This window comes from Chryseobacterium sp. D764 (assembly GCF_019317325.1).
Lineage (GTDB): Bacteria > Bacteroidota > Bacteroidia > Flavobacteriales > Weeksellaceae > Chryseobacterium.
Genome location: NZ_CP079219.1, coordinates 3,487,032 through 3,503,696 on the forward strand (window position 1 = coordinate 3,487,032; position 16,665 = coordinate 3,503,696).

Annotated in this window: 16 protein-coding genes; 8 read left to right on the forward strand and 8 right to left on the reverse strand. The window is 36.2% G+C overall.

The window, feature by feature from the left end:
* The first annotated feature begins 319 nt into the window (after positions 1-319).
* Together KYG33_RS15855 and KYG33_RS15860 are read left to right on the forward strand one after the other, a co-directional pair.
* Positions 320-1,015 (forward strand): pseudouridine synthase, encoded by a 696-nt coding sequence (locus tag KYG33_RS15855; protein ID WP_180564956.1) that lies wholly within the window; start codon positions 320-322, stop codon positions 1,013-1,015.
* A 314-nt stretch (positions 1,016-1,329) separates the two neighbouring features.
* Positions 1,330-2,367 (forward strand): quinone-dependent dihydroorotate dehydrogenase, encoded by a 1,038-nt coding sequence (locus KYG33_RS15860; RefSeq protein ID WP_219072053.1) that lies wholly within the window; start codon positions 1,330-1,332, stop codon positions 2,365-2,367.
* Positions 2,368-2,399: 32 nt separating this feature from the next.
* On the opposite strand, the gene KYG33_RS15865 is transcribed toward KYG33_RS15860, so the two are convergent.
* Entirely contained in the window at positions 2,400-3,287 is an 888-nt protein-coding gene (locus KYG33_RS15865) for a hypothetical protein (protein WP_219072054.1), read from the reverse strand.
* A gap of 20 nt (positions 3,288-3,307) precedes the next feature.
* Positions 3,308-4,552: a DUF445 domain-containing protein gene (locus KYG33_RS15870; RefSeq protein ID WP_077413422.1), complete on the reverse strand. Its 1,245-nt coding sequence runs from the start codon at positions 4,550-4,552 to the stop codon at positions 3,308-3,310.
* A gap of 95 nt (positions 4,553-4,647) precedes the next feature.
* On the opposite strand from KYG33_RS15870, the gene msrB reads away from it, so the two are divergent.
* From msrB to KYG33_RS15890, 4 genes are all read left to right on the forward strand, one after another.
* Positions 4,648-5,175: a peptide-methionine (R)-S-oxide reductase MsrB gene (gene msrB / locus KYG33_RS15875; protein WP_077413676.1), complete on the forward strand. Its 528-nt coding sequence runs from the start codon at positions 4,648-4,650 to the stop codon at positions 5,173-5,175.
* Between the two features lie 7 nt (positions 5,176-5,182).
* Positions 5,183-5,560 carry a hypothetical protein gene (locus tag KYG33_RS15880; RefSeq protein WP_077413423.1) on the forward strand — a complete coding sequence of 126 codons (378 nt, stop codon included), beginning with the start codon at positions 5,183-5,185 and terminating at the stop codon, positions 5,558-5,560.
* 192 nt (positions 5,561-5,752) lie between these two features.
* The gene (locus tag KYG33_RS15885) at positions 5,753-6,508 is read left to right on the forward strand and encodes a murein L,D-transpeptidase catalytic domain family protein (RefSeq protein WP_077413424.1); all 756 of its coding nucleotides are present in this window, start codon (positions 5,753-5,755) and stop codon (positions 6,506-6,508) included.
* Between the two features lie 110 nt (positions 6,509-6,618).
* Positions 6,619-7,050 (forward strand): hypothetical protein, encoded by a 432-nt coding sequence (locus KYG33_RS15890; RefSeq protein ID WP_257468809.1) that lies wholly within the window; start codon positions 6,619-6,621, stop codon positions 7,048-7,050.
* A gap of 73 nt (positions 7,051-7,123) precedes the next feature.
* Here KYG33_RS15890 and fabF read toward each other — a convergent pair whose 3' ends face one another.
* The 6 genes from fabF to KYG33_RS15920 form a co-directional block, all read right to left on the reverse strand.
* Positions 7,124-8,365: a beta-ketoacyl-ACP synthase II gene (fabF, locus tag KYG33_RS15895; protein ID WP_077413425.1), complete on the reverse strand. Its 1,242-nt coding sequence runs from the start codon at positions 8,363-8,365 to the stop codon at positions 7,124-7,126.
* Between the two features lie 2 nt (positions 8,366-8,367).
* A complete protein-coding gene (locus KYG33_RS15900) occupies positions 8,368-8,793 on the reverse strand; it encodes a PaaI family thioesterase (protein ID WP_047380254.1) in 426 nt (141 codons plus the stop codon).
* An 11-nt stretch (positions 8,794-8,804) separates the two neighbouring features.
* On the reverse strand, positions 8,805-10,073 hold the full coding sequence (locus KYG33_RS15905) for an acetyl-CoA C-acetyltransferase (protein WP_219072055.1): 1,269 nt from the start codon (positions 10,071-10,073) through the stop codon (positions 8,805-8,807).
* A gap of 11 nt (positions 10,074-10,084) precedes the next feature.
* Positions 10,085-10,690, reverse strand: coding sequence for a TetR/AcrR family transcriptional regulator (locus KYG33_RS15910; protein WP_077413427.1), 606 nt, complete (start codon positions 10,688-10,690; stop codon positions 10,085-10,087).
* A 175-nt stretch (positions 10,691-10,865) separates the two neighbouring features.
* Positions 10,866-11,285, reverse strand: coding sequence for an OsmC family protein (locus tag KYG33_RS15915; protein ID WP_077413428.1), 420 nt, complete (start codon positions 11,283-11,285; stop codon positions 10,866-10,868).
* An 87-nt stretch (positions 11,286-11,372) separates the two neighbouring features.
* Positions 11,373-12,239, reverse strand: coding sequence for a helix-turn-helix domain-containing protein (locus KYG33_RS15920; protein ID WP_219072056.1), 867 nt, complete (start codon positions 12,237-12,239; stop codon positions 11,373-11,375).
* A gap of 199 nt (positions 12,240-12,438) precedes the next feature.
* Between KYG33_RS15920 and KYG33_RS15925 the strand changes: the two genes are divergently transcribed.
* The gene (locus KYG33_RS15925) at positions 12,439-13,317 is read left to right on the forward strand and encodes an AraC family transcriptional regulator (protein WP_077413430.1); all 879 of its coding nucleotides are present in this window, start codon (positions 12,439-12,441) and stop codon (positions 13,315-13,317) included.
* A gap of 387 nt (positions 13,318-13,704) precedes the next feature.
* A complete protein-coding gene (locus KYG33_RS15930) occupies positions 13,705-16,665 on the forward strand; it encodes a SusC/RagA family TonB-linked outer membrane protein (RefSeq protein ID WP_077413431.1) in 2,961 nt (986 codons plus the stop codon).

Here is a 16,665-nt window from a genome sequence, read left to right on the forward strand (position 1 = left end):
CAAAATAAACAGTAATATCTTTGCTATTCTGTATTTTTTTAAGGGCACGAAAAGAATTGTAGCAATCGTTATTATAACAGCGATCACGATCAATTTTACAAAAAAACCAAAATAATCTGTCATTTTTTTAAATTAAGGTAAAACCTTTTACTAATATAAACCTTTTATTTGAAGTTTGATAAAGGAGCCGGGAACCTGCTTTTGCTACTCGCTTTTTCTGGTTTTAGGCGGCGGCGAAGCCGCCGCCTAAAACCAGAAAAGAGCTCAAACATACCGCTCAATCAGGGCTAAATCGGTTGAAAATTTCTACTTTTGCACCATGTTAGAAATTCTTTATCGAGACGAGCATATTATTGCCATCAACAAACCCAGCGGATTATTGGTTCATAAATCTTTCTATGCGGGAGAAGCAGATACTTATGCTATTCAGGAGTTGAAGAAACAGATTGGACAAAAAGTGTATCCTGTACACCGGTTAGACCGAAAAACGTCAGGTGTTCTGTTGTTTACTTTAGATAAAGATACTCTTAGAATCATGAGCGAACAGTTTGCATCACGCGAAGTGGAGAAGAAATATCTGGCAATTCTTCGGGGTTGGGCAAAAGAAGAAGAAACAATTGATTATGATTTAGTTAATGAAAATGAAGTCACACAAAATGCCGTTACATACTATCGCCGTCTGCAGACTTCAGAAATAGATTTGCCTTTTTTAAAACATCAGACTTCGAGATATTGTTTGGTAGAAGCAATTCCTGAAACAGGAAGATTTCATCAGTTGAGAAAACATTTTAAACATATTCTTCATCCTATTTTAGGTTGCAGAAAACATGGCTGCAATAAACAAAATAAGTTGTGGCTTCAAACATTTGAGATCAACAAAATGACGCTTCACGCCCATCAACTGATTTTTAATCATCCTGTTTCTAACGAAAGAATTACAGTAAATGCAACTATAGATGAAGAGTTCAAAAGAATAGGGGATATTCTGAACTTTGATCTGAGTTCCTATTCTTAAGTTATTTGTGAATATTTTTTAACGCAATGTTCACTAAGAGTGTATTTAAATGGATACTTTTCGACCGCTGAGGCACTTCGTTCAGCAAAAGCTAATAGCGCATACTTCGCTTAGTGAAACACCTTTGCGAACCGAAATGTTTTCAGGATAGTCGAAGTATTTTGCGATCATAGCGTTAAAATATCTTACTCATTTTGAGAGTACACAGATTGTTTTCCGGCTTATAGATCTTATATATCAAACATTTTGATAAAATATCATAGGTTAACCGAACATTAATTTTAAAATGAGTATTTTTGTAAAACTTTTTTTCAATGTACAAATCGCTCATTCGTCCAATTCTTTTTAAATTTGATCCTGAAGATGTTCATCACTTTACATTTTCAATGCTTAAGAATTTGGGATTTCTTACCAAACTATTTTTCCCAAAACCTATTGAAGACAAACGTCTGGAAAGAGAAGTTTTCGGATTAAAATTCAAAAATCCTGTTGGATTGGCAGCTGGTTTTGATAAAAATGCAGTGTTGTTCAACGAATTGGGAGACTTGGGGTTTGGATTTGTAGAAATTGGAACGGTAACACCAAGGGCACAGGCCGGAAATCCAAGAAAAAGATTATTCCGTTTGATAGAAGATGGAGGAATCATCAACAGGATGGGGTTCAATAACGATGGTCTTGAAGCAGCGATTGAAGAACTGAAATCCAACAAAGGAAAAGTAATTATCGGGGGAAACATCGGAAAAAATACAGATACAAGCCCGGAAAACTATACTCAGGATTATCTGGACTGTTTTGAAGGTCTTCATCCTCATGTAGACTACTTTGTACTCAACGTAAGCTGTCCGAATGTAGGAAGCCACGCCAAACTTGAAGATGTAGAATATCTGAGAGAGCTGATCACAGAAGTGAAGAAAATAAATCTGTCAAAATCTGTACAGAAACCCATCTTACTGAAAATTGCTCCGGATCTTAATAACAATCAATTAGACGAAATCATTGAACTGATTGCGGAAACAAAGATTGATGGTATTGTAGTTTCCAATACATCAGTGAACAGGGAAGGTTTGAAAACCTCTCCGGAAGTTTTAGAACAGATAGGAAATGGAGGATTAAGCGGAAAACCTATCCGTGAAAGAAGTACAAAAATGATCAAGTACCTTTCTGATAAAAGTAACAGAGCATTCCCAATCATTGGAGTAGGTGGAATACATTCTGCAAAAGATGCTATGGAGAAGCTGGATGCAGGAGCTACACTGGTTCAGCTGTATACAGGCTTTATTTATGAAGGCCCGGAACTGATCAACGAAATCAATCAGGAGCTTTTGAAAAGAGCAAGCCGATTACCAAGATAAAAATAGAAAGAGAGTTTAGATAACTCTCTTTTTTATTTTGACTTTATGACTGATGCATTTTCTAAATCTATGGTAAGAGTATAAGCAGGCGCTGTATCAGATTTACCTATTTTATATTGTATCGTTTTTCTGTCCTTGGACTTAGTTTTGGTAACGTCATAAATATTATCCAGACAACTTTCTATCAGAAATTTCTCATAATTTTTATAATTCCAGTCTTTTGTGAAGTAAAGAACCCGGTATCCTTTTTCGCCTTCGCTGGCACCACATCTTCCACATGCATTAAGATTCGAAGAATGTTCGAAATACAGCAATACCCGGTTCCTGTTTTCTCCCGATGTATAGGAAATCAGTTCATTTCCTCCATATTGATTGATAAAGTCGAATGTATTGATTTTTTTATTATTAGGTAAGATTAGATAGTTGTTGTAGCGGTAAATCATATCATTACTGGTAAAAAGTCTGGCAGGATAAGTTTTTTTATCCAGATAAATATTTCCCTGAATTGTATTTTCTTTAGTTTCGTCCTGATTAAAGCTAATATATTCTTTGGGAGTCAGTAACTGTGCTATTTCATTTGTTTTTTCTACCGTTTGTGGTGACGTGATCTTTTCTTTAAATATTTTGGAATTTATTTTTTGCTGAGCACCAAAGTTATATAATGAGAGTTTACCATAATCATAAACCCCCGTTAGCGGAATTTTCTTCTGATACTTATCGTAATAATACCATCCGTCTACAAAATACTGGTAGAGACTGCAATCTGCAATTCCTGCGAAATGAAGCTGCATAGTAATGGGAACTCCTGCAATTTCTCCTTTGAAAATCTGTGAAGAATCGGTTACTTTCTTTAATTCAACTTTTTGGCAGAGAAAAAATGAGAGGGTTAAAGAAAATAATAAAATAAATATTTTTTTCATGGCGGGTAGTCACTAGTTTTTTAGAGGAAGAAATGGGTGATGGTGTAGATAATAAGCCCGACCAGGCCGCCAACCAGTGTTCCGTTGACCCGGATAAACTGTAGGTCTTTTCCCACTTCCAGTTCCAATTTTTCACTAAGCTCTTTTCCCTGCCAGTTTCCAACAGTTGTACTGATGAGGTTCCCGAATTGGTGGGTGTTTTTCAGAATATATTTATAGGCCGTTACCCGAACCCAATGGTCAATTTTGTTCTGAAGGTTTTCATCTGTCTTTAAATTCTGTGCAAATTCATTCAGGTTTTTAGAAAGATAGTTTTTCAATGCAGAATGCTCTTCCTGAAGCTCTTTCATCAGTGTTTTTTTGATAGAAACCCAGATGTCATTGGAATACTCATCCAGTTTATCATTTTTCAGGAGTCCGTTTTTGATGGTTTTAAATTCTTCATCCCATTTCGGATCCTCTTTCAGATCAACGGAGAATTCATGAATTTTCTGTGTAATCAATCCTCTTACTTCATGCTGAGGATCTTCTTCTATTTCTTTAAAAAAATCAGAAAGTCCGTCGGTAATTTTATCCGCAATTTTATTATCTACAAAAGATGGAATGAATGAATAACTGCCTTTTTTTACACGTTCCTGGATCATTTCATCATTTTCAATGATATATTCTTTGATTTGTTTTGAAAGATTGGTGATGATTCTCTGATGATCATTTTTTTCCAGAATATACCCTATCCCGTTTCCAACTACTTTATTAAGTTTGATATCGTCTGTCATCTCAGACACCTTTTTGCTGATAAACTGGCTTACTGTGGAGTTATCCAGTTTATTGAGAATATCAAGAACAATATCTGAAAGATTTCTAATCAAAATTTCCTGACTTTTTTCCTTTGCCAGCCATTCTCCGACAAAATTGGAAACTTTAAGCTTTTGGATGTAAGGACGTATATTCTGAGGAGAAAGAAAGTTCCCCACTACAAAACTCCCAAGGTTGTCTCCAAGTCTTTGTTTACTGTTTTCAATCAGATTGGTATGAGGGATCGGAAGCCCGAGCGGATGGCGGAATAATGCGGTTACAGCAAACCAGTCAGCAAGAGCTCCTACCATAGCAGCTTCAGCAAAGGCCCGCACATAACCGATCCAATGAGAGTTATTAGACTTCTGTAAAATAGTGGTAACAATGAAAATAACAGCCATCAGAACGAATAATCCTGTAGCAAATGCTTTATATTTTCTCAGTTGTTTTCTTTTTGCTTCGTCATTCATATTCTCAAATTTACTAAATTTGGTTATGAAACCGTTTAATCTTGATAAAAGCTTTTAAACCTCAAAACTTTTGGGGTTAAAGAATGAAATTTACGATGAAATTTTTAGTTTCAATCACCTTATTATTTTTTCTGCAGTCTTGTACGCAGAAATATGAACCTATTAAAACCTCTTCTATGGAAAATACAGAAGCAAAAAACAATCCATACTATTCCAGAACTGATACTGCAAAACTTAATATTTCCAACGAAGAATGGAAAAAAATCCTTGCGCCGGATTTATATGCAATTGCCAGGGAAGCAGCAACAGAAAGAGCTTTTACAGGAAAATATAACGAATTTGATGAGATAGGAGAATATTATTGTGCCGTTTGTGGAAATCACCTGTTCCGTTCTACATCAAAATTTTCCAGCAGCTGCGGCTGGCCAAGTTTTTTTGAAGCTGATAAAGAAGGAGTCTATTATATAAGAGATCAGTCTTATGGAATGGATCGGGTAGAAGTGCTTTGTAAAAGATGCGATTCCCATCTGGGACACGTTTTCGATGACGGTCCAAAACCTACAGGATTAAGATACTGTATGAATTCCGTAAGCCTTGAGTTTGTAGCTGATTCTAAGAAGTAAACATGAAATGAAAGAACCGGAGTTGTTTGAGGAACGTAAACTTGTATGGCTGGCGCTTTCTGATTTATATCTGGATACAGAACTTCAGGAATGGCAATTTCAGTATATGACCGGAATTTTTCTTAAAAGTCCTTTTAGTTTTGAAAAGATTAAAAAGATAGATCAATATGAAATTTTTCCCGTTCTTTTTTCTAATCTGCTGAATCCGGCTGGCGAATGGGCTGGCTTTGAAGAAAAAAGATTAGTTAAAAATATTATGAACTGGATGGAATCCCGAAGTGAGCTGGATATTCTTGCTATCAAATGTATTTATCCAATATATGAACAGGTAAATAGAGATTATTGGAAAAGACTTGAAGAAATCTATCATCAGATAGGTTTCTGACTTTCCAATGGAAGGAAACCTTGAGTGTTTATGAGCCTTGATGTATTTCGAATTCTCAAAAATAAGTGCTTTAATTCACAGAATCAGGACGTTAAAGTTTCTTAAATAGCGTTAAACTTTTTAGAGTTATAACCCCTTGGTAATTATGTTTTTATAATTTTGCCCCACTAATTTGGATTTATATAGTATTGAATGAAAGGATTTTATAGCGTATTAGGCCTTGTTTACATGGTGACGACTTCATTCTACATTTCCCCAAGACTAGCGGCGAAAAGTGAGAATGTAAAAACAACGAAAACTGAAAAAGTAGCTGAAACGAAATCTGAGAAGAGCACAACAGCCGTATCTTCATCAGAAGCATTATACCAATCTATTGCATTTGACCCTGAACACGAATTGAATTATGAAGTGTTCTCAAAAGCATTGACGGGTTATGAAAATTTAAAAAAAGCAGGATTGCTTACCCAAGACTCGCATTTATTGACTATCTGCGATTTTTCTATGTCTTCTAACACAAAAAGACTTTGGATCATTGACCTGGAAGACAAGAAAGTTCTGTTCAACTCTTTAGTGGCACACGGAAAAAATACAGGCGAAGAATTTGCGACGAATTTTTCTAACAGGGAAAGTTCGCTGCAGAGCAGCATGGGATTTTATATTACGGATGCAACCTATCAGGGGGACAACGGATATTCTCTGAAGTTATTGGGAATGGATAAGGGCTTTAATGATGCTGCATACAGAAGAGCAATTGTAATGCATGGTGCGGATTATGTAAGTGATGCATTTGCGGCAATGCACAAAAGAATCGGAAGAAGCTGGGGATGCCCTGCTGTCCCAAGAGAGCTGACACAATCTATAATCAATACGATTAAAGGAAAAAACTGTCTGTTCATCTATTATCCTGATCAGAATTATCTTTCTTCCTCAGAATGGTTGAAAGCGTAAAGATAAAAAGAGCAGTCAGATTTGGCTGCTCTTTTTCTTTTAAAATAGTCCTGCAATTCGAAAATAAGAATTAAATTTATATAAGCCTTTTAGCCTTAAAGTATAACAGAATGATGAATGGACAGCATGAAAATCATAAAAATATAAGTGTAGCTCTGGAAACATTGACAGGATTCATTCCAGCCATAAGACTGATTAATAATCCTGATGGCTCATGTACTTTTGAGAAAGGTAAAATGCCCACCCTTAAACATATCAATGCATCGGTTTTCTGGATGAGTAATGAAACTGAAGAATGGGAAAAAAATGATCATCCAGCACCCAGAAGGCAATATGTTATTACCATCAAAGGGAATATAAGATTTAAAGTAACAGATGGTACTACATTTATTATTAAACCAGGAATCATCCTTTTAGCTGAAGATCTTAAAGGTGCCGGACACAGCTGGGATATGGTGAAAGGTAAGAAATGGGAGAGACTTTATATCCCGATTTTAGAGAATGAAGGTGACTTTTTCATTCCTGATGATGATTGTATATAACAGTTAAAGATAAGTTAGAATAAAAAATCCCTGTATGATTTCATACAGGGATTCTCAATTATTTTAATTCAAATTAGCTGAATTTCTTGAAAATTAAAGTCGCATTATGCCCTCCGAATCCAAAAGCATTACTTAAAGCATAGGTAATATCTTTTTCTTTTGCTTCTCCAAAGACAATATTGATATCTTGTGGGATATTCTGATCTATACTGTGAAGATTGATCGTTGGCGGAATAATTCCGTTTTGAATCGCTTTAATAGAAATTATGGCTTCTACAGCTCCCGCAGCTCCCAACAGGTGGCCTGTCATGGATTTCGTTGCACTGATATCAAGATTTTTACTTCCTTTAAATAATTTATTAATTCCATTGAGCTCAACCAGATCTCCAAGCGGAGTAGAAGTGGCATGAGGATTAATATAATCAATATCATCTACAGTGATCTTTGCTTCGTTAAGAGCCAGCTGCATTGCTTTGATTGCTCCAACACCGTCGGGATGAGGTGCCGTCATATGATAAGCATCCGCTGTCATGGCTGCACCTACCAGTTCTGCATATATTTTTGCCCCTCTTGCTTTGGCGTGTTCATATTCTTCAAGAATCAATGTTCCTGAGCCTTCACCCATCACGAAACCGTCTCTGTCTGCATCGTAAGGACGGCTGGCTGTTGCAAAATCATCATTTCTTGTAGACATAGCTTTCATAATGGAAAATCCACCGATAGAAGCCGGAGAAATGGCAGCCTCAGAACCACCGCTTACGATCACCTTCGCTTTTCCAAGACGGATATAGTTGAAGGCGTCCATCAAAGCTGTATTTCCGGTTGCACATGCTGAAACTGTTGTATAATTAATTCCCTGAAGACCATATTTCATGGAAATCATTCCCGATGCCATATTGGCAATGAATTTCGGGACAAAGAAAGGATTGAATCTTGGTGTTCCGTCACCAGCTGCAAAGTTCATGACCTCGCTTTCAAAAGTCCACATTCCGCCTTGTCCTGTTCCCCAGATAACACCCACATCAAATGGATCCATGTTTTCCAGTTCAAGTCCGGAATCTTTTAAAGCTTCCGCGGTAGAATACATTGCATATTGTGAAAATAGATCACTTCTTTTGATTTCGTTGTGTGTTAAATGGAGTTTTGGATCAAAATTTTTAACCTCACATGCGAAATGTACTTTAAATTTTTCTGTGTCAAAATGGGTGATTGTATTTGCTCCACTCACTCCGTTGATACTGTTTTGCCAAAATTCTTCGACATTGTTTCCCAAAGGCGTCACCGCGCCAAGACCTGTAATGACAACTCTTTTCATACTTAGTTATTGATTTTGAATAAATTCGAGGTTCCTCTTGCGATTAATCGTGTTTTGTCTGCATTCCATATTTCGCATTGAGCGTTTACGAATTGCTTACCTCTTTTAATGATTTTAGTTTCAGCTACAATATTATCATTTTCTTTTGCAGTTGAAAAATAATCTATGACATTATTTATAGTGGTAATGAAAGAATTTTCATTTAAAGAAAACATGGTGGCGCCAATGATATCATCTACAATTGCTGCGGTAACTCCACCGTGAAGATTTCCTATAGGGTTCAGCCACTCCGGTCTTACTGTATATTGAAATTCCAGTTGGCCTTCTTCAACAGAAAGAACAATAGGGTTGAGCCATTTCATAAAAGGAGATGGTGACTGATCAAATTCTTTTCCGATGAATTGCTGTAATTGTGCTAATCTATCCATACTTTCAACTTTTATTTCTCTAAAATCATGGTTACTCCCTGTCCACGTGCGGCACAAATGGATATAAAACCTTTTCCACTGCCTTTTTCATCAAGTAATTTTGCAAGGGTTGCAATAATTCTTCCGCCTGTTGCTGCAAAAGGATGGGCTGCGGCAAGGCTTCCTCCCTTTACATTCAGCTTACTTCTGTCAATCTTACCAAGTGCCTTTTCCAATCCGAATTTTTTGGCAAGCTCTTCATTTTCCCAGATTTTTATGGTAGCTAAAACCTGCGCGGCAAATGCTTCATGGATTTCATAGTAATCGAAATCTGAGAGGTTCATACCTGCTTTTTTCAGCATTCTTTCTGCAGCAAAAACGGGTGCCAGAAGTAAATCCTGTTTATTTTCAACATATTCTATTCCTGCCAGTTCTGAAAAAGTAATATATGCTAAAACAGGAAGATTGTTGGCTTTTGCCCATTCTTCACTGGCCAGTAAAACTGCAGAAGCACCATCGGTAAATGGCGTTGAATTTCCCGCTGTTAAAGTTCCGTTTTGCTTATCAAAAGCAGGTTTTAGCTGTGATAATTTTTCAATACTGCTGTCACGGCGCATATTATTATCTTTATCTAATCCGAAGGCAGGCGTAATCATATCATCAAAGAATCCTTCGTCATAGGCTTTTGCCATATTCTGATGACTTTTTAAAGCCAGTTCGTCCTGTTCTTCTCTCGATATTTTGTAGTATTTAGCAGTAATTTCTGTATGTTCTCCCATTACCAGACCTGTTTTGGGCTCCTGTCCTTTATAAGGAATAGGCATCCAGTCTTTCAGTTTCGGGCTTAAAAGCTGCTTTATTTTTCCAAATGCTGATTTTTCTTTATTGGCTTTTAAGAGTGCTTTTCTTAATCTGGGAGAAGATTCAAACGGGATGTTGCTCATAGCTTCCACTCCGCATGCAATACCACATTCTATCTGGCCTAGCGCAATTTTATTTCCTATATAAATAGCTGATTCAATGCCCGTGTCACATGCCTGTTGAAGATCACATGCAGGAGTTGCCGGATCAAGAGTAGTATTCATCACGGTTTCTCTGATGAGGTTGCTTTCGGAAATATGCTTAATCACTGCACCGCCGGCAACTTCTCCAAGTCTTTTTCCTTTAAGGTGATAACGATCTATCAATCCGTTCAGAGAAGCGAGCAGCAGATCCTGGTTTCCCTGTTCCGAATAAGCTGTATTCATTCTGGCGAAAGGAATTCTGTTGTATCCTACAATTGCCAATTTTTTTGTTTCCATATTTGTATAATTTATGATGGAAGAATATTGAGTTCATGATCAATCATGTAGATGATTTTATCCAAAGCATGATTTAGAAAACTTTGATCACCCATTGTTTTTGAGAGCAGAATCCCACCTTCAATAAGCATGATGAATAGGGACGCATATTGCTCAGCATTTACTTTTTTATCAATTTCACCCTTCTGTTGTCCCTCCAGAATAGCGGCTGATATTTTGGCCATCCACTGTTCAAAAGATTTTTTAACCTGGTTTTTTAAAGCAGGGAAAGAGTCATCAGCTTCTGTTGCCGCATTCATGATGGGACAGCCTCCGTTTGAGAAAACAAACTTCCAGTTTTTCCGGTAAAAATCTACAAAAGCATGAAGCTTATCCAGGGATTTAGGATATTCATCACTAAAAGAGCGGCTGAGGGTTTTGCCCAGCAATCCGGCATTGTATTTATAGACTTCAATGGCTACTTCATCTTTATTTTCAAAATTTCCGTAAATACTTCCTTTCGTTAATCCGGTTGCCTGAGTAATGTCGGACAGCGATGTGGAAATATAACCCTTTGTATTAAAAAGAGTTGCTGTTTTCTCGATGATATGCTGTTTTGTTTTTTCGGCCTTCGACATTATAAATGGTTAAATACTATACAAATATACAAAAATATACCACTCGGTATATTTTATTTTAAAATTTACGGATACAGATCTTGTGTGTCTTTAAGTTTTGACTAAAGCCAATAGAATTGTTTTAAAATAAAAAACGGGCTAAAGCCCGTTCCTATTGATGTTGAAATTCATATTTTTATTGCTCCAGAGTAGCATTCAATGTAATTTCAAAGTTGAATGCTGCACTTACAGGGCAACCTTCTTCAGCAATCTTAGCAAATTTCTGGAATTCTTCTTCTGAGATTCCCGGAACTTTAGCAGTTAAAGTCAGTTCAGATTTTGTAATCTTTCCAATATTTGGATCAAGAGTAATTACAGAAGTTGTTTTTAGCTCTTCAGGATTGTACCCTGCCTGTGAAAGCTCTGCATCTAATTTCATGGTGAAACATCCAGCATGAGCTGCTGCCAGCAATTCTTCAGGGTTTGTCCCTACACCATCCGCAAAACGGCTGTTGAAAGAATATTGAGTCTGGTTTAAAGTCGTACTTTGAGTAGTTAAGTGTCCTTTTCCTTCTTTGATGGTACCGTTCCAAACGGCTGTTGCGTTACGTCTCATAATGTTTTGTTTTTGTATTTAATGTTGTTTGATTTTGATATTACAAAGGTATGTCGGTGATAGGGAGTATTCAATAGATAAAAAGACTTAAATATTGTACTTTTTTCCCGATGAGTAATTTTTTTTAAAATTGGAAGGAGTATTGCCTGTTTTATTGGTAAAAAGGCGGTTGAAATAGGCCGGATCTTCATATCCAAGATCGTAGGCGATTTCTTTAACAGGTTTATCGGTGTAGAATAGTAACCTTTTTGCTTCTAATAAAATTCTGTTGATGATGAACTGATTGGGAGAATCCAGATTTAAATTTTTAAATTTATGGGTTAAGGTCTTTGGGGCAATGTGAAGCAGGTCTGCATAATCTGCTACATTATGTTTTTCTCTGAAATGTATTTCCAGATGTCTGCTGAAGTCTCTGAAAATATCAAGTTCACTGCCTGGTATTCTGAGTGTTTCATTATCTAAATTCTGTTTTTTCCATTTTCGGGTAGCCCGGATGATAATCTGTTTTACATAGGTTCTGATCATTTCCTCAGCAGACGAATCTTTCCATTCAAGTTCATCCTGAATATTCTGAAACAGATCTTTTATAAGAGTCGCTTCGGAAGGATCAAGCTCTACGAAAGGAATCTCAAATACATTATGGAAGAGAAGTCCATCGCACGCTACTTCCTTATCATGAATCTGAATGCAATAAAAATCACGGTTATAGAAAAGCAGAATAGATTCATCTTTTCCTTTTTGTATGCTTAGATGTTGGTTCGTCAAAAAAAACAGTGAGGGTTTCTGTGTTTTGTAATGATTAAAATCTACCGTAAGTTCGTATCCTGAGGGAATAAAAAATACTTTGATATCAGTTCTGAAATGGTTTCCGTTGAAATTTTCCAGATTTTCTTCTGAAAATATTTCCAGTCCGAGTCTTTTATAGTGATCTTCAAAAATAAGCTGTTGCGGCATACTTTAACTTTAGTTTAAAGATACAAAAAAGCATGATTTGAGCTGTATTAAATTAATGATACCCAAATTTCTGATGTAAGCCATATGGAATTGGAATAAAATAAATCGGAAATATGTTTTTACATTGATATTATTTTATCATTTTTACAAAGATTTGTATTACGGTCTATATTATTAACCTTTTTTCAAAACTGCCTGCATGAGCGAATTAGAAAATATTCTGAGAGAAATAACTCCACTATCTCCTGAGGACAGTTTTCTTGTGTTTGACAGGATTAAAGCATCATTTGATTTTCCATACCATTATCATCCGGAAATTGAAATCAACTTTATCTACAAAGGAAAAGGATACCGGAGAATGGTTGGAGATCACACCGGAGAAATAGGAAACATTGAGCTGGTTTTAGTAGGACCCAATTTACCACATTGCTGGGCCAATTACAGATGCAAAAACAGGAAAACCCACGAAATCACAATACAATTTAACCAGGATTTCTTTCAACAATCACTGATGGAGAAAAATATTCTGAAACCCATCAACAATCTGATGAAAGATTCCATCAGAGGAATTCTTTTTTCTACGGAAACGGCTGAGAAACTAAAAGATTCGTTTCTCAATCTGTCAAAGATGAACAGCTTTGAATCATTCATAGAAATTATGAAAATTCTGAATGAACTGGCAGTTGCAGAAAACAAAACGCTCTTGTCATCGTATAGTATTGAGCTTGAAACTTTTGCAGATAATGATAAAATGAAGGTCGTTCATGATTTTGTACATAAGAATTTTGAAAATAAAATAACTCTGGACAATGCAGCCTCATTGGTGAATATGAGTAATGTAACGTTCAACAGGTTTATTAAAAAAAGAACCGGAAAGACTTTCATTAATTATCTGAATGAAATAAGAATCAGCTATGCCGCACGGTGGCTGATGGAAAAGAATCTTACCGTTTTTGAAATCGCTTTTGAAGCGGGGTTTAATAATATTGCCAACTTCAATAAGGTATTTAAGTCAATAAAAAAGACAACTCCTACTGAATTTAAAGAACAATTCAAAGGGGTGAAAAAAATCGAATAATACTCATTTAAAATTCATTTTTTCTGTATCATCAGTTCAAAATAAAACACAAAACCGGGTAGTTATATCCGGTTTTATTTTGATAAAAAACTAAGATAAATCCTCTTTTTTTGATAGAAATTAATAAGGTGTATTTTGTTGATATATAAAGGTTTAATGGCTTTTAAATAAAATTGCTGAAAAAATAATATCGTTTTATGATAAAATAGTATTATATCAGACTGGTTACAAAATTTAGATTTGTGAATGTGAATTAAATCTTAACAAAACTTTAAATAATTTAATACATAAACGGCAATTTTTTGCTAAGAAAACAATAATTTTTTTTGTATTGAAAAATAAAGCAATGTAATTGATTCTCAATTAAATCTAACGAATCTATACCTTATGAGAAAAGCAGTTATACCTGTTCTGTTCGTTTTTTCACTTTCTGCGAATGCACAGGAGAAAAAATCGGCCGACACTACGAAGACAAACAGTATTGAGGAGGTCGTAGTCACCTCTTTGGGGATAAAAAGGCAGGCCCGCTCTTTGACGTATTCCAGTCAGCAGATTGGTGGAGATGAGCTTACAGAAGTGAAAACTCCCAATCTATTAAATTCAATCAATGGAAAAGTATCCAACGTACAGATCAACAGGACCAATGGTGTAGGAAGCTCAGTAAGGGTGATTATGAGAGGGAATAAGTCTGTCAACAATGCACAGCCATTATATGTAATTGATGGTATTCCTATTATCAACGGAACAGGAAAATCAGCGGATATCGGTCAGTATTCCAATATGCCGGATCCGGGAGATGTACTGAGTTCTATCAACCCTGATGATATTGAAAGCATCAACTTCCTGAAAGGAGCTTCGGCTTCTGCATTATACGGTTCAGCTGGAGGGAATGGTGCTATTTTGATTACGACTAAAAAAGGACGTGCAGGGAAAAGTTCAATTACTTACAGCTCCAGCCTTACAGTTGACAGAGCTTACAGCCTTCCAAAGCTGCAACATAGTTATTTATCTTATGATCCATCTGTATCTGGATCACAACCAGGACAGGCTGTAGACAGCTGGGGAGCAAAAGGATCCTCAAAGGACTATCTTAAAGATTTTCTGCAGACAGGAACGACATGGGTAAACAGCCTTTCTTTTCAGTCAGGAAATGAGAGATCAACAAGCTATTTCTCCATTGGTAATACAACGAACAAAGGAGTGGTTCCGATGTCTTATTTTGATCAGTACAATGTTTCTTTCAGGAATTCAAGTAAGTTTTTGGATGATAAACTGACATTAGACGCTAACTTTATTGGTTCATTACAGGAAAGTAAGAACAGACAGACTCCCGGAGCTTCTTTTTCTCCTTTGACGAGTTTGTACTGGTTACCGAGAGGAGTAGATTTTGATCAATATGGAGCTGATAATTATTCTTATTTAGATAAAACAAGATTTTTGCCGGCTCAAAACTGGTGGGAAGTAAATCCAGACGGAAGTTTCAAAGGAAATCCGGTAACGCAGAATCCTTACTGGATCTTAAACAGAAACCCTGTTACAGTTAGCAATAAAAATACATACGGAGCTCTATCATTGTCTTACCAGATCAATCCTTGGTTAACAGCGAGAGTAAGAGGAAACTATAGCTGGAATATTTCAGATAGCCAGCGTGATATTGCAGCCTTTTCAGCACCAAGTTTACTGGCTAATGGTACTAATGGTAGAATGCTTAAAAATACGTATGAAAATTCTTCTACTTACGGCGATGTTTTGTTAATAGGTAGTCCTAAAATAAGTGAGTCAATCTCTTTAGATTTTACAGTAGGAGGAAGTATCAATACAACAAGAAATAAAATAGGACAAATTGATAATGCTTATCTGGCAAATCCTAACCTTTTCACTTTGAATAACCTTCAGTGGAATGTAAACAGATCGCCAGGAGATGGGTATCATAATATCTATACGAACATGAAAAAACAGGTACAGTCCGTTTTTGCGAGTGCTTCCGTTGGGTATAAAAATATGTTCTATGTAGATATGACCTTCAGAAACGACTGGGATTCTACTTTGGCATTAACAGGAAGAACAGGCTTTGACTACGAATCTGTAGGTGCTAACGCTATCCTATCTTCTATCTTTAAACTTCCGGAAGTGATTAATTTCTGGAAGGTAAGAGGGTCTTATGCAACTGTTGGTTTGGGATTACCTACCAATATTACTAATGCAATGGTTGAATATAGCAAAGGGTATGTATATGGAGTAGACGCAGGAACAATTGTGTATCCTAAAAGTTCTTTTGCTACAGGTGCAGGTTTTGAAGCATTGCTTCCAAAGCCAGAACTTAACAAAACTTTTGAAGCTGGGACAGAGTTAAGATTGTTGAATAACAAATTAAATTTTGATATTACTTATTATAACTCCAATACCAGTAACCAGTTGTTGGAAACTACAATTCCGTCCTATTTAGGAGGACTGGCACCTGGATCATATTATATCAATGCAGGGAAAATCCGAAATACAGGTTTTGAATCTTCATTATCGTATAAAATATTTGGTTCAGAGAAATTTGGATGGACAACTACATTGAATGCATCAGCTAATAAGAATAAGATTGTTGAATTATTTCCTACAAGTATAAATGTTTCTCAGGAGCTTACTTTCCCATTGACTGGTGGAGGTGATTATACAAAACTTAAACTGGGAGGATCTTTTGGAGACCTTTATGGAATCAAGTTTAAAAGAGATGATCAGGGACGTATTCTTGTGAATGAAAAAGGCGTTCCTTTAGCAGAGGGTATTCCTTCTTATCTAGGAAATCCTAACCCTAAATTTATTATGGGATTCAATAACTCATTTAATATTGGTAAATTGGGAATATCATTCCTTATTGATGGTAAATTTGGAGGTAAAGTTCTTTCTCTTACAGAAAAAGCGAATGATATATATGGGGTAAGCCAGTCGACTGCTGACGCAAGAGACGCAGGAGGTGTATCTATTCCAAATGCAGTCTATGCACCTGGGACACCTAATGCAGGACAAGCTTATACTGGATTGACGAATGCAAAAGATTATTATAAAGCAGTAGGAACAACCGAAGGATTTGGAAAAGGAGTTGATGAAGCTTATCTGTATAGTGCTACAACAATACGTCTACGCCAGGCATCTGTTTCATATATGTTTGATGTCAACTCAAAATATTTGAAAAATGCAACGGTAAGCTTAGTAGGAACCAATTTATTTTTCTTCTATAAAAAAGCACCATTTGATCCGGAACAGGTATCAGGAAATACGCCTGGTGGAGTGGGAGTAGACTCATTCGGTCTGCCGGTTACCAGATCTATCGGATTATCATTAAAAGCTAACTTCTAA